Here is a 17545-nt window from a genome sequence, read left to right as displayed (position 1 = left end):
GGAGGTGTTTGAATGACGAATATCGGGAAATATTTGGACAGTTTAACAGCAAAGATGGAAGAAAAGAATGCAGGTCAAAAGGAATACTTACAAGCAATCCATGAATTTCTACCGACCATTGCACCTTACTTGGAGAAAAATCCAGCAATTGTAGAATCTAACGTACTTGAGATACTCTTGGAACCTGAACGAATTGTTCAATTTAGAGTGCCATGGCAAGATGATAAAGGAAATTGGAAAGTCAATCGTGCTTTTCGTATCCAATATAACTCAGCCCTTGGCCCTTACAAAGGCGGACTAAGGCTTCATCCAACTGTAACAGAAAGTGTCTTGAAATTTTTAGCATTTGAACAAATTTTCAAAAACAGCCTAACCGGCCTGCCAATTGGTGGTGGTAAAGGTGGTAGTGATTTTGATCCTAAAGGCAAATCTGATCCAGAAATTATGCGATTCTGTCAAAGCTTCATGACTGAATTACAAAAATATATTGGTCCGGATGTTGATGTACCAGCGGGTGATATCGGGGTCGGCGGACGTGAAATTGGATATTTATTTGGCCAATACAAACGGTTAAATGGTCATCACTCAGGTGTTTTGACTGGGAAACCTTTATCTTACTGGGGTAGCTTGGCTCGTACTGAAGCGACTGGTTATGGTTTGGTATACTACGTGAAACACTTACTTAAAGACCAGAATGATTCATTTGAGGGCAAAAAAGTAGTCGTATCTGGTAGCGGAAACGTGGCCATTTATGCTATTCAAAAAGCTCAGGAACTTGGGGCGACAGCCATTACTTGTTCTGACTCAAGTGGTTATGTTTACGATGCTGATGGCATTGACGTGGCGTTATTAAAAGAAGTCAAAGAAGTGAAACGTGAACGTCTATCTGCTTATGCAGCTGAAAGACCAAATGCGACTTACTTTGAAGGCAAATCTGTTTGGAGTTATTCTGATGCCTATGATATTGCGCTACCATGTGCGACACAAAATGAAATTAGTGCTGAATTTGCCGAAGTTCTTGTTAAGAGCGGCGCTAAAATTGTTGCCGAAGGTGCCAACATGCCGAGTACTTTAGACGCAGTAGCGGTATTTGAGAAAAATGGTGTAGTCTATTGTCCAGGTAAAGCGGCTAATGCAGGTGGTGTAGCTGTGTCAGCTCTTGAAATGGCTCAAAACTCACAACGTTTACCTTGGACATTTGAAAAAGTTGATTCAGAGTTAGACGATATTATGAAACGCATTTATGAAGCATGTCGCGATACAGCTAAGGAATATGCGACAGAAGGCGATTTATTATCTGGAGCCAATATTGCTGGCTTTGCAAAAGTTGCGGAAGCGATGATCAGCCAAGGATTGGTATAGAATAAAAATGGTGAACGACTCTTATTTTTCTATAAGAGTCGTTTTTTTTTGAATTTTTAGTTAATTTCAAAGTTTTTGCAGAGAACTTTGCTTGTTTACTTGAAAAATGGTTGAAAAAAACGTAAAGTATAGAGGTAATGAACAATCAGTTAAAAACCTTGAAGGAGGATGTAAAATGTCACACATTCATTTTGACTATTCTAAAATCGGTTCTTATATTGGGGAGCACGAGTTAGGGTATATGCAGAACGCAGTTTCAGCTGCCCACAAAGAGTTAAGAGAAGGAACTGGAGCCGGCAATGAGTATTTAGGTTGGATTGATTTACCTGTCAACTATGACAAAGCTGAGTTTGCTCGCATTAAACAAGCCGCAGCTAAAATCCAAAGCGATTCGGAAGTATTAGTTGTTATTGGTATAGGTGGTTCATATTTAGGGGCTAAGGCAGCCTTGGATTTTCTGAATCATTCATTCTACAACTTACTTGATAGTTCAGAGCGTAAAGCACCACAAATTTTCTTTGCAGGAAACAGCATTAGCTCTTCTTACTTAGCAGATTTGATTCACATCATTGGTGACCGTGATTTTTCAGTAAATGTTATTTCTAAATCAGGTACAACTACTGAGCCCGCGATTGCTTTCCGTATCTTTAAAGAAATGTTAGTCAAAAAATATGGCCAAGAAGAAGCTAACAAACGCATTTATGCTACAACTGATAAAGCAAAAGGTGCTGTTAAAGTTGAAGCAGACGCTGAAAAATGGGAAACATTTGTTATTCCTGATGATGTTGGCGGACGATTCTCTGTCTTAACAGCTGTAGGACTATTGCCGATTGCTGCTAGTGGGGCAGATATCGATGGCTTAATGGAAGGTGCAGCTGCAGCACGTGAGGCTTATAGCAGTGATCAATTAGCAGAAAACGAAGCCTATCAATATGCCGCTTTAAGAAACGTGTTATACCGTAAAGGTAAAGTGACTGAGTTGTTAATTAACTACGAACCAGGCTTGCAATACTTTTCTGAGTGGTGGAAACAATTATTCGGCGAATCTGAAGGGAAAGATCAAAAAGGTATTTACCCATCAAGTGCTAACTTCTCGACTGACCTGCATTCATTAGGTCAATACATTCAAGAAGGTCGCCGCAATATTTTTGAAACAGTCATTAAGGTGGACAAACCGCGCCACAATCTAACCATTCCTGAATTGGAACAAGATTTAGACGGTTTGGGCTACTTACAAGGAAAAGACATCGATTTCGTTAATACTAAAGCTTTCCAAGGAACACTTTTAGCTCATACGGATGGCGATGTACCAAACTTTGTAGTGACAATTCCTGAAACAGATGCCTTTACTTTAGGTTACTTAATGTATTTCTTTGAAATTGCTGTCGGAATTTCAGGCTATTTAAATGGTGTTAATCCATTTGATCAACCAGGTGTTGAAGCTTACAAAAAGAACATGTTTGCTCTTTTAGGTAAACCTGGCTTTGAAGATCTTCAAAAAGAACTAGAAGAACGTCTGTAAATAACTAAACACAAAAAAGCTTTCCGAGGAAAGCTTTTTTGTGTTTAGTTATTTCAATGTAATGGTTATATCGTTATCTTTAAACATATCGTCTAGGTCGTCTGATTGAGTATCAGAGGATTGCCATTTAACTCTTATTTCAGAAATAGCTGTTGGGTCGGTTAATGTCGGGACGTCAAAGATAACAGCTCCTTCTTTTTTGACACCAGTCAAAATTTCACCGCCAACACTGTCGCTAACTGCCATGTTGGATTCAACTTGTTGGCCGTCAATCACTAAAGTCGCTTGATCAGGGTAACTACTAAGATCGGCCTCCCCAAAGTTTTCTAACACAAACTTAAGAGCAACCATGCCTTCTCCTTTGAGACCTGATTGAGCCATGGTCTCAGCTTCCATTTTAACAATCGAGACGTTAGTAATGGTCGTCGTTAAACCGTGCCACTCTTCAGACCAGTTGGTATCAAAATCGGCCCGAGAGATAACGCCTTTGGTCTCCACTTCTTTTTCAGTTTTTTTCTCAGACTGAGTGGTAGAACTTTTGGTACTCGATTTTTTTGTGTTTTCAACTTTAGCTGGCTTGACTTCCACCTTTTCTTTCCCTTTATTATTGGAACAGGCGCTTAAAGCTAATACCCCTAAAATCAAGACGGATAATACTGTTACTTTTTTCATAAAAAAACCTCGTTTCCCTAATAAATTATCGTTGTTAGAAAGGTTTAAAACTTTCTATTTGCCTTAATCATAGCACAAGAGCCCCATTAAGAGAATTGAAAAAAGGAACAGGGGGTTAAAAAAGCATTCCGAATCAGTTTCGGAATGCTTTTTATTCGAATTCAATTTCGTAAATGGATTCATTGATTGAATCAACGAACTCATCTTGAGCAATATACTCAATCCAGCCCTCTTCAGCTTCAGAAGTTTTTTTTACTTTTGGACGAATCTGATTATAAATATTTGTCAGTAATTCTTTCCATTGTTTATCTATAACACGTGTCATTTTAACTTCATTCCAACGTTTTGCTGGAGCTCGTCGCGAATTTCTTGCCAGTTGGTCATCCATGGCTTTGACATAAAAAGACTCTTTGCTTGTCAAAAGATTTTCAATATAATCGATAAATTGATTGATTGTCATTTTACAACACCTACTTACTATCTTTATTGCCAGAGGCAAGATATTAATTGTAACATGTTTGAGTCTAAATTGCTGTTGATTTACTAAAAAAACCAAGTGTAAACGCTTGCGTTTTTTTACGAAAGATGGTATAAATTAACTATAAGGAGTCATAGAAATTCCCTAAAGGGCAGTTAGAAGAAACCAAGTCGTTCAGATGCGGTGGCTGTCAGAGCAAACAATCCAAGGCAAAAGCCGGTGTTTGTTTATAGGAATCTAGATGATTTCAAAATAAAAAAGGATGTGGGAATTTGAGCAACTCCTTATTAACAGAATATGGTCTGGCAGGTTTAACATAAAGGCGATCGTGAAGACGTTAGAGACTCGATCAAGAAGCGTATGACGTTAAAAAATCCTGCTGGGCCTATTTCTATGTAAAAAATAAACGTGGCAACCTCCAAGTGAGGTTATTTGTCGTTGACAGAAAAAGAGGGAATGGTAAATGATTTACCCTTTTTCTGTCCTAGACAACACTTAATTATAGTATAAAAGGTTCCTTTAATCTATAGTGTTATGTAAATATGCAAATAATCATAGTTATCTTAATTTATCGCGCTTTTCATAAGCGGAAGAGTATCATCGGGCAACTAAAGTGAGTTATAATAGTTCTATTCGAAATGTGAAAAACAATCAGGAGGTTTACCGTGAATACATTAGTAATTTTATCACATCCCAATTTAAGTGAATCGGGTAGCCAGCAATTTTTGATCAATGCTGTTGAAGCTTATGAACAGGTAACGGTTCATCATTTGGAGAGTCAATACCCAGATGGTAAAATTGACCCTCAAGCCGAACATGAGCTCTTAAAAAGACATCAGCGCATTATTTTTCAGTTCCCTTTTTATTGGTATAGCTCACCATCCTTGTTGAAAGAATGGCAAGATGTGGTTTTTGGTGGAGAAGATTTTTACCGACAGCAGGGCACTATTTTAAAAGGAAAAGAATTTGGTCTCGTTTTGTCAGTTGGTGTTAGTGAGAAGGAGTACCAAGCTGGCGGACGTGAGGCCTATACAATGGATGAGTTGACTCGCCCGTATCAAGCAATTGCACGTCATATGGAGATGATCTATTTGCCATGCTTTGGGATTCATCAGTTCGCTTATCAATCAGAAGCAAAAAGGAAACAGTTACTAATTGATTATCAGTACTACCTGACTGGACGTCAGCCAGCATCACTTGAGCATCGCACAAACTGGCTGGTTAATGAATTGAGAACTACTAATCTGGAAAGTTTACCAATGGAATTAAGTGATAAAATTGAAGCTATTGCAGTTGATTTAAAGGACCGACAGGAAGTCTTAGCTGATTTGAAAGACACCTTAGCAGAGTTTTAGAAAAGAGGATGGAAAATGGAAACAACGAATTGGCTGATTAGGGAACTGACAGACTTGGCAATAGCTAGTCGGGACTATAAACAAAAAGCCTTGTTTTTATCAGCCATTGAGCTGGTGAAAGAGCAAGAGCACCGCCAAGAGCAATTAGAAGGCGAGTTAGACGGTACCTTATGGAGTCCCAATAAATGGTAAAGAATTAAAGCTATTGTCGTTACCATTTCAATTAAGTGACTTCTTTTTGTTAGGAGACAAGAATTATTCTTGGTTGTCGGACTTATGTGATAAGATAGAGTGACAATCAGAAAAGAGGAATTTAATGATCTATATCGAAATGTTGACGAATGATAACGAAAAGTATTATGTTGAAGGTGAGTCTCAGGAAAGCGTTAGCGTACTGTTTTCGGCTTTAGTCGATGAACTTAACACTAAGAAATTTTTGAGTGTCTCACTAAAAGGCTCTAATAGTTTGTTCGCCATTCGGACAAATGATATTAAACAAGCCTTAGTCATTGGCCAAGAAGAGTTACCATTGACGCAACAACCAAATTTTGTCACCTTAATTACCCGTTAAAAGGAGAGAAACAAGATGAATGAACACTCAATTTTTGTTGCTAAAAGCGCCGACATCGTTGGAAAAGTTAAACTAGCGGCTACAAGTAGCGTTTGGTTCCAAGCTGTTTTAAGAGGCGACTATAATGAAATAGAAATCGGTGAAGGATCTAATATTCAAGATGGGGCTGTTGTACATGTGGATATTAAGAGTCCGACTATTGTGGGAAAACATGTCACAATCGGTCATAATTGTATCATCCACGGATGCCGCATTAATGACAACGTCTTGGTGGGAATGGGGGCAACAGTGATGAACAATGCCGTAATTGGTGAAAATACGATTATTGGCGCTAACTCTTTAGTCACAGAAAATAAGGAGATACCGGCTAATTCCTTGGTGATGGGAAGCCCCGCGAGATTTGTCCGCCATTTAACAGCTGAAGAAATTGCGGGGATTACGCAAAATGCTGAGGCATACGTAGAAAATGCCAAGAAATTCCAAGGAAAAAAAATTGAAATGGATGAGGCAGGTTATATTGTAGTAGGTGAGTCACATGATGTATCAATTTAGAGAAGAAAAGAAGATTGAGAACCTGCAATTATTGACCCTTTACAAGAGCGTGGGCTGGAGTGCTTACACGAACAATCCTGAAACCTTAATAAAAGGAATTGCCCAGTCTTTGAAAGTCATGACAGCCTGGCACAACCAACGGCTGATTGGCTTGATTCGAGTAGTAGGCGATGGCCAAACCATTATCTATATACAAGACATTCTAGTACATCCTGATTATCACGATCAAGGAATTGGTTCTAAGTTGATGGAAAAGATGTTGGCTGCGTATCAAGGGGTTCGTCAATTCGTCCTTATGACCGAAGACGGGCCTAAGGTTCGGGCCTTTTATGAGAAACATGGCTTTAAGTCCTGTGATCAGGGCAGTGTCGTCTCATTTGCTATCTTTAAATAAAAAGAAGGATTACCAGCTAAATCAGTTGGTAATCCTTCTTTTCGCTGGTTCTATGTAAAGAGAGTCAGCTGATTATTTAATTGTGCGGAAACGAGCGCTGTCGTCCATGTATTCTTTTTCACCAGCAGTCGCTTCAACAGAACCAAAAGGCATTTGAGCTGTTAATTTCCAGTTAGCTGGAATATCCCAAGTTGAGGCAACTTCAGCATCGATGATTGGGTTGTAATGTTGTAAGCTCGCGCCGATATTTTTTTCTGCTAAAGCCACCCATACAGAATGTTGCGCAATCCCAGTACTTTGGTCAGACCAGATTGGGAAATTATCTGCATATAACGCGAATTGATCTTGCAATGATTTCACAACATCAGTGTCTTCAAAGAATAAAATGGTACCTTTACCAGCAGCAAAACTTGCTAGTTTTGCTTGGGTACTTGGAAATGCTTCTGCTGGTGTTAATGGTTTTAATGTGTTTTCAACAATCGACCATAGTTTAGCATGAGCGTCATCTAAAAGAATAACCACACGTGACGTTTGTGAGTTAAAAGAAGATGGGCTTTCTTTTACAGCAGTTTGGATTAAGTTTTCTAATTCAGCCTCAGATAGGTTGATGTCTTTGCCAATCCCGTAGATTGAACGTCTGTTTTTTAGTGCATCGATAAATGTTGTCATAATTAAACTCTCCTCGTCATATTAAAGGTCCTGCATTCTCAAAAGAGAAATGTTAGTTCCTTGTTTTTTTTCTGAAATTTTTGATTACTTTTACAGTATATATGCTTACTATTCATAAGTAAAATTAAATGCTCACTAAAAGTAAGAATCTTTTTTTGACTGTAAGTTACCGAAGAAAGTTGTTTACCAGTCGAAGACCAAACCATAACCCAAAGCGATCACTTCGCGAGCATAAGTTACATACTTAGCAGAAGTTTCTGATTTAGCGGCAAGCCCACTAACCTCTTTAATGCCAATTCGTTTCGCCAGCATTTTCGCCCGATAAATATGGAAATCATTTGAGACAATAACAGTGTTGCCTAAGGTGGTTTCGTGTTCTGCATTCATTAAGTTTTCCATTGTCCGTGTGGAGTCATCTTCTCTAATAATACGCTCATCAGGAACACCGTGAGCGATTAAATAGTCGGCCATGACATTGGCTTCCGAATCGGATTCGTCATTCCCTTGGCCACCACAGACCACTATTTGGGTATTAGGGTTTGCCTCAATGTAAGTTAAGGCGGTGTCTAACCGTTCTTTTAGCACCGGACTTGGTTTTGCAGGGGTTCCCCGTACTTGGGCGCCTAAAATAATCAGCGAATCAGCATCTTGTTGCGGTTCTTCTTTTGCGGCACTGACGATTAAACCAAAAACGACGCCTCCGTAAATAATACCAACAGCAATTAACGCAATTAACCATTTTTTGACAGTTTTCATGAATTCATCTCCTTTGGAAACTAGATAACGCAGTTGAGTCTAACAGTAGTTTACCTTAAAGTTATGAAGTATTTATTATCTAAAAGGTAATTTTTATTTAAGTTATGATGATAGCTGAGTATTTTTGTCGCTTAAGAGTAGTTATTAATGAGATTATTAACGAAATCGACGGTTACAATAGTCTGTAAACCTAGGAGCTAAATAAAATTTTAGACATCAAAAAATGACTCTTTACAAATAAATTGATTAGTCTTATACTTCTTATAGACCTAATTAATCAGCCGGCTTAGCTCAGTTGGTAGAGCAACGCACTCGTAACGCGTAGGTCGTAGGTTCGACTCCTATAGCCGGCATAGATGAAAAACTCCCTATTATCAACGATTAGGGAGTTTTTTTGTTATTTATAGTTGAGTCAATAGTTTAGTAAAAACAAACTAAGTTTAAGGTGATAAGCTAAAGGAAGAGAAGTTTGCTAGAGTAGCTCCTTCTTTTTTTGGTCAAATTCTTCTTGAGTGATTATTCCATCATCCAAAAGACTTTTGTAATCTCTTAATAATTGAATGTTTGAAGGTGCGCTCACTACTTTTTCTTCTGATGACTCGGAAACAGTAGAGGGCTGAACGGGACTCGAATCGGATTTTGGTTCATGTCTTAAAACTGAATCAAGTAATGCCTTACCTTGCCTAATGTTTTTCATCTGCTTGTCATAGAGATAACTTTCAGTAGTGTGCTTTGGAGTGAACGAACTATAAAATACAACAAAAAAATAAGGTGTACTTGGTATATTCGTGTTGATCTTTAATGAAATATTTTTAATCAATTTTTCAATTTTTTGATTAGTCTTGGGATTTATGTTAGTTTTGGAATCAGCTTCAACAATGTGAGTGGTTGTCTCTTCAATATGTTCATAGGACAAAAAATTATCAAATGTTAAATACCTGTATGTGACTGTTGAACCAAAACCAAATCGAATCAATTGATTATTAAAATCAACTTCTATTTTTGGTGATGTGGCAGAAGGTGAAAAGATTTCCTCAAAAGCATCAACTTGTTTTAATAAATCAGTAGCCATTTTCAACGTGAGGGTTTTTGGATGTATTAAAGTTTCAGATTTACCCACACTAATCCGATTCGCGCAATTACCGCAAATCTCGAATTTATCGCTAAGTATTGGCCCCGATTTCATAAAGGTGATTTTATCTCCGCAGTATTCGCAATATCTACTTTTGTCAGGTTTATTTTCTTTCTTTGTGAAGAGTCCCATATTATATCCTCCTAGAGTAAGTTCTAATTAGCATCTATCATAAACTATACTATAGATGGCTAACCTAACCAAGAACTTTCAATCTAGTATTGGCTATCGGAAAATTTAGAACAATAAAAATTGAATCAACTATGAGAGAGGGGCCGTTGCCTATCATAGTCAATTCAGGGTTAGTTGGTGATTCTTCACGGAGAGTAGTTGGTACGCTATAAACTACTTAGCCAGGATCAATGCCAATAACTGGTCTAAGTTTGTGGCGAAATACTGATGACCTTGAATTTCTAAATGACGGATAATATAACGACAGCGTTCCTCGCCTAAAGAAGAGTCGCCCCAAAGAAGATCCTTCAATCCTGTATAAAAAAGATAAAAATCCCGTTGAAAAGCTAAGGTAACATCTTGGGTTAATTCGTCCAAAATATCCAGATAAAGAGAAATCTGTTGTCTGTCACCTAGAATAAAAGCATCACCTAAAAAATTAACAATCATTGTCGAAAAAAGCTTATCATAAAATGAAAACCCGTGATATTTTTTGATTCGCTTGGTCACGATTTGCATCAAGTGGCAACGCACCTCATAATCGAAGAAACCACTGCAATTAATGAAAAAAGTGATTTCGTGGAAGGTCCAGCTGTTGCTTGCCATTAAATAGTCCTGTAAAAGCTTAACGTCTTCAGGTGGGTAGTCAGCTGGTTGGTAGTCGGCCGGATGATCAAGGGTGTAGAGGGTTAAACGAGCCAAAGCCGCAATCAGACTATCAGTTTCAGACGTTGACTGACCCAGTTCTTTTTCAATTGCTTGTAGGTCTTTGCGATTACCTCGGTTGGCCGCATCTGCAAAACGTGCCATGGTCTTCGAAAAAACAGGTTCCTGATAGTCGTTATGAATAAAGGCAAATTCTTGAAACTTAAGAGATAGTCGATCCAAGACAGCTGTAAAGTGACTGATACTCATGTCATGCTTTCCTTTTTCAAATTCAATGGCATAGGATTTTGAGACAATTCCAGTGTAAATTTCTTTTTGTGAATACCCTTTATTTAAACGTATCTGACGAATTGTCGCCCCATAGGTTGTCATGGATGGTCGCCTCCAGTTGTTTTTCTTAAATTATACCATTTTTATTTGAAACGTGGTCCACAATACTAGACTTATTGTTCTTATAAGTCTGCCTTCATTTATACTTAAGTTATCAATTAATTGTTCAGAAAATGAGGAGGCGTTACGATGAATATTATCAAAAACTACCCGCTGTACAGAAAATTTATTGCTAGCAACTTTATTTCAACTTTAGGAGACTCCATGTACTATATTGCTTTGCTGACCTTTGCAAGCCAAATGACCAATTCAGGTTTAGCTATTTCCATGGTAACCTTATCAGAATCCATTCCAGGTATCTTTTTTATCCTGACAGGAAGTTTGGCTGATATGAGTCAAAATAAAGCGAGAAAAACCATCATCAATGGGATTATTCGTGGCATTTTATACTTATTAGTAGGGGTGTTAATTGGATTTCAGTCATCACTCTTGTTACTTGCAGGTATTTGTTTACTTAATTTTATTTCAGATATTATCGGTAAGTATTCCAGTGGTTTAATGACACCCTTTGTGCTATTTATGGTGAAAACGGAAGATATTGAAGAAGCTCAAGGATTGAACGGGGCAATTACTAACCTTGTAAGCTTATTGGCTCAATTCGTTGGGGCATATTTAATGGGACTTTTTTCCTATCAAGTCTTGGCTTGGATTAACAGTGGAGCCTTTTTTATTACGGTGGTTATTCTCTTTTTTATGAAAGCCTCCCTTGATCAAATCGAAAAGGAAAAGCTCGTTAAAGACAGTGGGAATAAAATATCTTTAAAAAGAATGGTTCAGCAAATACTGTCTTCCTTAAAGGAAATTAAAGAGTGTCAACCGGTTTTCCGAGCGATTATGATGTTTGCTATTGCCAATGGTGGCTTAGTCGTGCTCGTGCCACTTATTAGTATGTTATTTTCTCAACAGCCTCAACTGGTCATTCAAAATTTTCCTTTTACTTTAGCGTTATCTCAAGGGATGATTAGCGCAGGCGTGATTCTCGGAAGTCTTTTTGGTCCCAAAGCGTTGCAGTCAACGTCACTTTTTACGATTTGTCAGGGGATGTTTTTAGTCATCGGAGTCATAGGCATAGCGATGTATGGCCAGCTTATTTGGTTATTGTTAGGCTCTTTGTTAGTGGTTGGCTTGTTGATTGGCTCGGCCTCTCCTAAACTAAATGTTCTAATAATCAGTAGTTTTGATGTGACCAAGCTGGGGACTATCAACGGTGGCATTAATACCTTGTTATTGATAGTGCCGCCAGTTGCTACAGTCATCTTCACAACGACGGCGACGTCACTGAACTTAAAAGCGGCCATTCTTTTATTATTGGTCTTCGCAGTTCTCTCTTTTACGATAGGGCAGTTAACTACACCAAAAGTAAAGCCGCAGAGGATAAAAAGCACCTCCTAAAAATAAAACCAGTATGGTAAACTGATTATAACCATAAGAGAAAGAGGCGAAAAAAGTATGCCAATCATAAATATTCAAATGCTCGAAGGACGGACGCCACAGCAAAAAGAAATGTTAATCAAAGAAGTGACGGAAGCAGTAGTACGAACGACTGGGGCTAAAAAGGAAGCCGTGTCAATCGTGATCAGTGACATGAAAAAAGAAAACTACGGCCACGCTGGCGAAGTCAAAAAATAAAAAATTGTTAGGTTAACCTTGCAATTATAAACAATTCGTGTTTAAATAGATTCAACATAATAACTATCAATGAGAAAGCCACCGATTAATAAGAACTGTCAATAAGAGAAGGAAAACATGGCTGAAAGTTTCCTAGGCAAGCTTAATAATTGACCACTTTCGAGAATTTAGTTTGAAACTAAGTCGGTCGTACCGTTATCACGTAGTGAGAGAATACTCCTGAAAAGGACTTATTCTGAAGTTAGGTGGAACCACGAATTCATCGTCCTAACGCTTTGCCATGCAGAGCGTTAGGGCGTTTTTTGTTTTCCGTCACCCGCTAATAGTTAATTATCTAAAAAAGAGGAGGAAGTTTTATGTCAATGATTCATGTTACATTTCCAGATGGCGCAAAAAAAGAGTTTCCTAAAGGCGCAACAACTTTCGACATCGCCGGAAGTATTAGTAAAAGTTTAGCTAAAAAAGCCTTGGCAGGTAAATACAACGGAGAACTAGTTGATTTAGTTCGCCCCCTAGAGTTTGATGGGGAGATTGAGATCGTGACACCAGACCACGAAGATGCCTTGCAAATTTTACGCCACTCGTCGGCACATTTAATGGCAAATGCTGTCCGTCGTCTTTATCCGAACATACACTTTGGGGTTGGACCAGCGATTGATACTGGTTTTTATTACGACACAGATAATGGTGAACACCCAATTTCAGAAGAAGACTTGCCGAAAATTGAAGCTGAGATGATGAAAATCGTTAAAGAAAATAACCCAATTGTTCGCAAGGTGGTCTCAAAAGAGGAAGCCTTGGAGTTATTTAAAGAAGACCCGTATAAAGTTGAGTTAATCACAGATTTGCCTGCTGACGAAGAGATTACAGTGTATGATCAAGGTGATTTTGTCGATTTATGTCGTGGAGTTCACGTACCGTCAACTGGCCGGATTCAAGTCTTTAAGCTGTTATCAGTCGCTGGTGCCTATTGGCGGGGGAATTCAGATAATCAAATGATGCAACGTGTATACGGAACGGCCTTCTTTGATAAAAAAGCCTTGCAAGAATTTTTAAAATTCCGTGAAGAAATGAAAGAGCGAGATCACCGTAAACTAGGAAAAGAATTAGGCATCTTTATGACAAATTCAGATGTCGGTTCAGGCTTGCCATTCTGGTTGCCAAATGGTGCCACTATTCGCCGAACAATCGAGCGTTACATTGTCGATAAAGAACTTAGTTTAGGTTATCAACACGTTTACACACCTATTATGGCTAATGTTGATTTTTATAAAACATCTGGTCATTGGGACCATTACCATGAAGACATGTTTCCACCAATGGATATGGGAGACGGTGAAATGCTCGTTCTGCGTCCGATGAACTGTCCTCATCATATGATGGTTTACAAAAATGACATCCATAGTTACCGCGAATTGCCGATTCGAATTGCTGAACTGGGCATGATGCATCGCTACGAAAAGAGTGGGGCGTTATCTGGGTTACAACGAGTGCGTGAAATGACACTCAACGATGGGCATACTTTTGTTCGTCCAGATCAAATCAAGGATGAATTCCAACGGACACTTGAGCTGATGATCGCGGTTTACAAAGACTTTAATATCACTGATTATAAGTTCCGACTAAGCTACCGTGATCCTGAAAATACTGAAAAGTATTTTGATGATGATGCAATGTGGGAAAAAGCGCAACTAATGCTTAAAGAAGCTGTTGATGAAATGGGCTTGGAGTATTTTGAAGCGGAAGGTGAAGCAGCCTTTTACGGACCAAAACTTGATGTTCAAGTCAAGACTGCTATGGGGATCGAAGAGACTTTATCGACGATTCAATTAGACTTCCTCTTGCCAGAACGTTTTGATTTAACTTATGTAGGGGATGACGGTGAAAATACTCACCGACCAGTTGTGATTCACAGAGGAATTGTTTCTACTATGGAACGTTTCGTGGCTCACTTAACAGAAGTTCACAAAGGGGCTTTCCCAACTTGGTTAGCACCAGTTCAAGGAACCATCATTCCAGTCAGCAATGATCACCACATGGACTATGCTTATGAAATCAAGGAACAATTAACCAAGCAAGGGTTGCGTTTTGAAGTGGACGAGCGCAATGAGAAGATGGGCTATAAAATTCGTGGATCTCAAACGCAAAAAATCCCGTACCAAGTCGTTGTAGGGGACAAAGAAGTTGAGGGTGGCGAAGTGAATATTCGTCGCTATGGCAGTAAAGAAACGAACTCTATGTCAGCGTCCATGTTTGTTGATAGTGTTGTAGCTGAAGTCAATAATTTCAGTCGCCAAGGATAGTCGTTTTTATGGAAAGAAGCAAGCATATTTGATTGTTTGCTTCTTTTTCGATTGCCATTCCTCTAAATAAATGAGATACTTCTAAGAAGTGTCTAACTTTTCTTTAAATTGTCCTAAGTTTTTGTGATTGGGCTTTTTATTGGCGTCCTTTTTAGGTAAAATAGGAGATGCTAAATAAGGTGAGTCACCTGATTGGAAGGAAAAATGAAACCCATGAAAGATACCCAAAAGAAATCATTTCAAATAAATAATAAATTGTTAAAAAAGACGACTAATAAAGAGGGGAGCCGCAAGTCTCATATTCCCTTTCGCTTGAATTTTCTTTTCTTTATTGTGTTTGCATTATTTGTGGCGCTACTCGTGCAGTTGGCTTATTTACAAATCGCCAACGGTGCTTTTTTTGAGGCAAAGATAGAATGGTCGCAAAAATCAGTGGTACAGGGAAATGCCCCCCGAGGAATGATTTACGATGCTAAAGGGGAAGTCCTAGTCGGCAATCAAGCGAACCAAGCGATTATCTACACAAAAAAACAAACCATGAAATCTCAGGAAATGTTGGCTGTGTCAAAACAAATTGTGGAATTGATCGCCATTGAACCAGAAGAATTAACGCCTCGGGATAAAAAGGATTATTGGCTGGCAGATGAAGGGAACTTAAAAGAAGCCCAGTCTCGTTTATCCGATAAAGAGAAAGATACGAAGTTATCGACGTCGCAAGTCTACAGCAATACTGTGGATAAAGTGACAGATGAAGAAATCGCCTTTGATGAAGCAACCTTAAAAGCTGCCACGGTTTTTAAAAAAATCAACGGGGCTTACGCCATGACACCTGTCTATATCAAAAATAAAAATGTTACTACTGAAGAAATTGCCATTATAGGCGAACACACAACGGATATTCCAGGGATTTCAACGGGAATGGACTGGGAACGTGAATACCCGAAAGGCGACTTTATGAGCAGTATTTTAGGCATAGTGTCTTCTGAAAAAACCGGATTACCAGAAGAAGAAAGTGAAAAATACCTTGCCAAAGGATACGCCCGTAATGATCGGGTTGGCTTAAGTTATCTGGAAAAAGAATATGAGCAAGTACTTCGGGGCACCAAGTCTCAATCAGAGGTTGTCGTGAATAAAGAAACCAATGAAATTGAATCTGAGAAAAAAACGTATGAAGGTGAAAAAGGCAAAAATATCAAGTTAACCATTGACATGGAATTCCAGAAAAAAGTGGAAGAAATTTTGCGAAGACACTATAGCGTTCTGCAAGGCAATGGCAAAGCTCAGTATTCAGAAGGCGTATACGCTGTCGTCAATAACCCTAAAACTGGTGAAGTGAATGCCATGGTTGGTCTTAAACGTGATCAGGAGACCGGTGAGCTGTCGGATGACACCTTAGGCACAATAAATAACGTCTTTACGCCAGGGTCTTCGATTAAAGGAGCAACAATCATGGCCGGTTATGATAATGGTGTGATCTCGGGGAATGATTCCTTAACGGATGAAATTATTCAACTTCAAGGAGACCCGATTAAAAAATCGGTCTTTACGTACGGACCACGATCCATGACAGCCATTGATGCTTTACGTGAGTCATCCAACGTGTATATGATGAAAATTGCGTTTGCTTTAATGGGTGAAACCTACGTACCAAACATGACCTTAGGTTGGCATCCAGAAGTTTTTGATACTTTACGGACTACGTATGAAAATTTTGGGTTAGGAACCTATACTGGCATCGATTTACCAGGTGAAAGCTCTGGTTTTGTCTCTAAACAGAATTATAAGCCTGACGGCACTGAAGTAGCAGGCAGAATGGGTAACTTACTTGATTTATCTTACGGAAACTTCGATGCGTACACACCTATGCAAGTAGCACAGTATATTTCGACGATTGCGAACGATGGTGTGAAAGTTGCTCCCCATGTGGTTGATGGTATTTATGGCAATGACGAGAATGGTGGTTTAGGTGATTTGGAACAAAAAATAACCCCTAAAGCTTTATCATCCGTTGGGACACCAGATCAGCTTGACATTATTCAAACAGGGATGTATCAGGTTATTAATGGGGGAGGAACAGCTGCTAGCATGCCAGCAACCAAGTATGTGGCAGCTGGTAAAACAGGAACAGCCGAGGTGAGTGAAACAAATCCAGCAGATCCTAATAATCCAATTCCATTAGTTAACAGTACCATGGTGGCTTATGCCCCTTACGATGATCCGAAAGTCGCTGTTACCATCATTTTACCTCGTATTAAGGATGATAAAGATCATACTAATACAAGTATTACGGCGGAAATACTAGACGCTTACTACGACTTTTACGAAAAATAGTAAAAAAAGCAGAAGAAGCTTATGTCATATGTTCATAAGCTTCTTTTGTTATAGAAGGAATAGGACCAAAATAAGCTAGTTACAGTTAATTTTAAAACGGCTCTGGCTGTAAAGTAGTTCTACTTAACAAATTTGCTTAAAAGGCTAGTAATTGGCTAAAAAAAATGATATGATATTTTAGGTGAGTGAGAGCACTCATAGTCTTGAAATGTTTGGAGGGAATATCATGCGAGTTCATATTACTTTAGAATGTACAGAGTGTAAAGAGCGTAACTATTTATCTAACAAAAACAAACGTAACAATCCAGATCGTTTGGAAGTTAAAAAATATTGTCCACGTGAGCGTAAAGTAACGCTTCACCGTGAAACAAAATAATCATTAGTAACATCAAGCTAGAAGCCTTTTATGAAAAGGAATCTAGCTCTTTTTTTTGCGTTTTTACCAGTGAACACGGCTTTGAGTACGGAAAATTGAAAATTAACATATTTAGCGAATTTTTAGGCCGTTTCTTCCTTCACATTGTCAGTGACATGACATATTCATGGTCATGTCTATATCCATGACAGCCAATTCTATGTAAGCCGCAGGTGT

General features: G+C 38.7%; 18 protein-coding genes and 1 tRNA gene. 13 read left to right on the top strand and 6 right to left on the bottom strand.

Annotation, left to right across the window (positions count from 1 at the left end; translation table 11 throughout):
- The first annotated feature begins 12 nt into the window (after nucleotides 1-12).
- The gene (gene gdhA, locus RWN13_RS14895) at nucleotides 13-1362 is read left to right on the top strand and encodes an NADP-specific glutamate dehydrogenase (RefSeq protein WP_314065238.1); all 1350 of its coding nucleotides are present in this window, start codon (nucleotides 13-15) and stop codon (nucleotides 1360-1362) included.
- A 175-nt stretch (nucleotides 1363-1537) separates the two neighbouring features.
- Nucleotides 1538-2884 (top strand): glucose-6-phosphate isomerase, encoded by a 1347-nt coding sequence (locus RWN13_RS14890; protein ID WP_314065236.1) that lies wholly within the window; start codon nucleotides 1538-1540, stop codon nucleotides 2882-2884.
- A 48-nt stretch (nucleotides 2885-2932) separates the two neighbouring features.
- Here the strand turns inward: RWN13_RS14890 and RWN13_RS14885 are convergent, their stop codons facing one another.
- Nucleotides 2933-3556, bottom strand: coding sequence for a DUF4352 domain-containing protein (locus RWN13_RS14885; protein WP_314065233.1), 624 nt, complete (start codon nucleotides 3554-3556; stop codon nucleotides 2933-2935).
- A 151-nt stretch (nucleotides 3557-3707) separates the two neighbouring features.
- Entirely contained in the window at nucleotides 3708-4016 is a 309-nt protein-coding gene (locus RWN13_RS14880) for a hypothetical protein (RefSeq protein ID WP_314065232.1), read from the bottom strand.
- 683 nt (nucleotides 4017-4699) lie between these two features.
- Here RWN13_RS14880 and RWN13_RS14875 point away from each other — a divergent pair.
- The 5 genes from RWN13_RS14875 to RWN13_RS14855 all read left to right on the top strand — a co-directional run bounded on the left by RWN13_RS14875 (nucleotide 4700) and on the right by RWN13_RS14855 (nucleotide 6906).
- Nucleotides 4700-5389 carry an NAD(P)H-dependent oxidoreductase gene (locus RWN13_RS14875; RefSeq protein WP_314065230.1) on the top strand — a complete coding sequence of 230 codons (690 nt, stop codon included), beginning with the start codon at nucleotides 4700-4702 and terminating at the stop codon, nucleotides 5387-5389.
- 15 nt (nucleotides 5390-5404) lie between these two features.
- A complete protein-coding gene (locus tag RWN13_RS14870) occupies nucleotides 5405-5581 on the top strand; it encodes a hypothetical protein (RefSeq protein ID WP_314065228.1) in 177 nt (58 codons plus the stop codon).
- Nucleotides 5582-5705: 124 nt separating this feature from the next.
- On the top strand, nucleotides 5706-5960 hold the full coding sequence (locus RWN13_RS14865; protein ID WP_314065226.1) for a hypothetical protein: 255 nt from the start codon (nucleotides 5706-5708) through the stop codon (nucleotides 5958-5960).
- Between the two features lie 15 nt (nucleotides 5961-5975).
- Entirely contained in the window at nucleotides 5976-6512 is a 537-nt protein-coding gene (locus RWN13_RS14860) for a gamma carbonic anhydrase family protein (protein WP_314065224.1), read from the top strand.
- Entirely contained in the window at nucleotides 6496-6906 is a 411-nt protein-coding gene (locus RWN13_RS14855) for a GNAT family N-acetyltransferase (RefSeq protein ID WP_399553677.1), read from the top strand. The genes RWN13_RS14860 and RWN13_RS14855 overlap by 17 nt, the downstream gene beginning before the upstream one ends.
- A 72-nt stretch (nucleotides 6907-6978) precedes the next feature.
- Here the strand turns inward: RWN13_RS14855 and RWN13_RS14850 are convergent, their stop codons facing one another.
- Together RWN13_RS14850 and RWN13_RS14845 are read right to left on the bottom strand one after the other, a co-directional pair.
- Entirely contained in the window at nucleotides 6979-7575 is a 597-nt protein-coding gene (locus RWN13_RS14850) for a nitroreductase family protein (protein WP_314065222.1), read from the bottom strand.
- Between the two features lie 183 nt (nucleotides 7576-7758).
- Nucleotides 7759-8331, bottom strand: a complete 573-nt coding sequence (locus RWN13_RS14845; RefSeq protein WP_314065220.1) for a YdcF family protein — start codon at nucleotides 8329-8331, stop codon at nucleotides 7759-7761.
- Nucleotides 8332-8611: 280 nt separating this feature from the next.
- On the opposite strand from RWN13_RS14845, the gene RWN13_RS14840 reads away from it, so the two are divergent.
- Nucleotides 8612-8684, top strand: a tRNA-Thr gene (locus RWN13_RS14840).
- Between the two features lie 119 nt (nucleotides 8685-8803).
- Here the strand turns inward: RWN13_RS14840 and RWN13_RS14835 are convergent.
- Together RWN13_RS14835 and RWN13_RS14830 are read right to left on the bottom strand one after the other, a co-directional pair.
- Nucleotides 8804-9595, bottom strand: a complete 792-nt coding sequence (locus RWN13_RS14835) for an SHOCT domain-containing protein (protein ID WP_314065218.1) — start codon at nucleotides 9593-9595, stop codon at nucleotides 8804-8806.
- Nucleotides 9596-9808: 213 nt separating this feature from the next.
- On the bottom strand, nucleotides 9809-10672 hold the full coding sequence (locus tag RWN13_RS14830) for a hypothetical protein (protein ID WP_314065217.1): 864 nt from the start codon (nucleotides 10670-10672) through the stop codon (nucleotides 9809-9811).
- 147 nt (nucleotides 10673-10819) lie between these two features.
- Here RWN13_RS14830 and RWN13_RS14825 point away from each other — a divergent pair, with 147 nt between their 5' ends.
- The 5 genes from RWN13_RS14825 (at nucleotide 10820) to rpmG (ending at nucleotide 17329) form a co-directional block, all read left to right on the top strand.
- Nucleotides 10820-12082: an MFS transporter gene (locus RWN13_RS14825; protein ID WP_314065215.1), complete on the top strand. Its 1263-nt coding sequence runs from the start codon at nucleotides 10820-10822 to the stop codon at nucleotides 12080-12082.
- A 57-nt stretch (nucleotides 12083-12139) separates the two neighbouring features.
- The gene (locus tag RWN13_RS14820; RefSeq protein WP_314065213.1) at nucleotides 12140-12319 is read left to right on the top strand and encodes a 2-hydroxymuconate tautomerase; all 180 of its coding nucleotides are present in this window, start codon (nucleotides 12140-12142) and stop codon (nucleotides 12317-12319) included.
- A 362-nt stretch (nucleotides 12320-12681) separates the two neighbouring features.
- Nucleotides 12682-14622, top strand: a complete 1941-nt coding sequence (thrS, locus tag RWN13_RS14815) for a threonine--tRNA ligase (protein WP_314065290.1) — start codon at nucleotides 12682-12684, stop codon at nucleotides 14620-14622.
- A gap of 204 nt (nucleotides 14623-14826) precedes the next feature.
- Nucleotides 14827-16953, top strand: a complete 2127-nt coding sequence (locus RWN13_RS14810; protein ID WP_314065211.1) for a penicillin-binding transpeptidase domain-containing protein — start codon at nucleotides 14827-14829, stop codon at nucleotides 16951-16953.
- Between the two features lie 226 nt (nucleotides 16954-17179).
- Entirely contained in the window at nucleotides 17180-17329 is a 150-nt protein-coding gene (gene rpmG / locus RWN13_RS14805; protein WP_023606847.1) for a 50S ribosomal protein L33, read from the top strand.
- The last annotated feature ends 216 nt before the right edge of the window (nucleotides 17330-17545 follow it).

Source organism: uncultured Vagococcus sp. (genome assembly GCF_963518325.1).
GTDB lineage: Bacteria > Bacillota > Bacilli > Lactobacillales > Vagococcaceae > Vagococcus_D.
Note: the sequence above shows the minus strand (reverse complement) of the source record. Positions and strands in the feature narration are given on the sequence as shown.

Coding starts and splice junctions, on each gene's coding strand:
- RWN13_RS14850 (WP_314065222.1), bottom strand. CDS start 7,575: ATGACAACATTTATCGATGCACTAAAAAACAGACGTTCAATCTACGGG.
- RWN13_RS14855 (WP_399553677.1), top strand. CDS start 6,496: ATGATGTATCAATTTAGAGAAGAAAAGAAGATTGAGAACCTGCAATTA.
- RWN13_RS14810 (WP_314065211.1), top strand. CDS start 14,827: ATGAAACCCATGAAAGATACCCAAAAGAAATCATTTCAAATAAATAAT.
- RWN13_RS14830 (WP_314065217.1), bottom strand. CDS start 10,672: ATGACAACCTATGGGGCGACAATTCGTCAGATACGTTTAAATAAAGGG.
- thrS (WP_314065290.1), top strand. CDS start 12,682: ATGATTCATGTTACATTTCCAGATGGCGCAAAAAAAGAGTTTCCTAAA.
- RWN13_RS14825 (WP_314065215.1), top strand. CDS start 10,820: ATGAATATTATCAAAAACTACCCGCTGTACAGAAAATTTATTGCTAGC.
- RWN13_RS14845 (WP_314065220.1), bottom strand. CDS start 8,331: ATGAAAACTGTCAAAAAATGGTTAATTGCGTTAATTGCTGTTGGTATT.
- RWN13_RS14880 (WP_314065232.1), bottom strand. CDS start 4,016: ATGACAATCAATCAATTTATCGATTATATTGAAAATCTTTTGACAAGC.
- RWN13_RS14835 (WP_314065218.1), bottom strand. CDS start 9,595: ATGGGACTCTTCACAAAGAAAGAAAATAAACCTGACAAAAGTAGATAT.
- RWN13_RS14820 (WP_314065213.1), top strand. CDS start 12,140: ATGCCAATCATAAATATTCAAATGCTCGAAGGACGGACGCCACAGCAA.
- RWN13_RS14885 (WP_314065233.1), bottom strand. CDS start 3,556: ATGAAAAAAGTAACAGTATTATCCGTCTTGATTTTAGGGGTATTAGCT.
- RWN13_RS14865 (WP_314065226.1), top strand. CDS start 5,706: ATGATCTATATCGAAATGTTGACGAATGATAACGAAAAGTATTATGTT.
- RWN13_RS14870 (WP_314065228.1), top strand. CDS start 5,405: ATGGAAACAACGAATTGGCTGATTAGGGAACTGACAGACTTGGCAATA.
- RWN13_RS14890 (WP_314065236.1), top strand. CDS start 1,538: ATGTCACACATTCATTTTGACTATTCTAAAATCGGTTCTTATATTGGG.
- rpmG (WP_023606847.1), top strand. CDS start 17,180: ATGCGAGTTCATATTACTTTAGAATGTACAGAGTGTAAAGAGCGTAAC.
- gdhA (WP_314065238.1), top strand. CDS start 13: ATGACGAATATCGGGAAATATTTGGACAGTTTAACAGCAAAGATGGAA.
- RWN13_RS14860 (WP_314065224.1), top strand. CDS start 5,976: ATGAATGAACACTCAATTTTTGTTGCTAAAAGCGCCGACATCGTTGGA.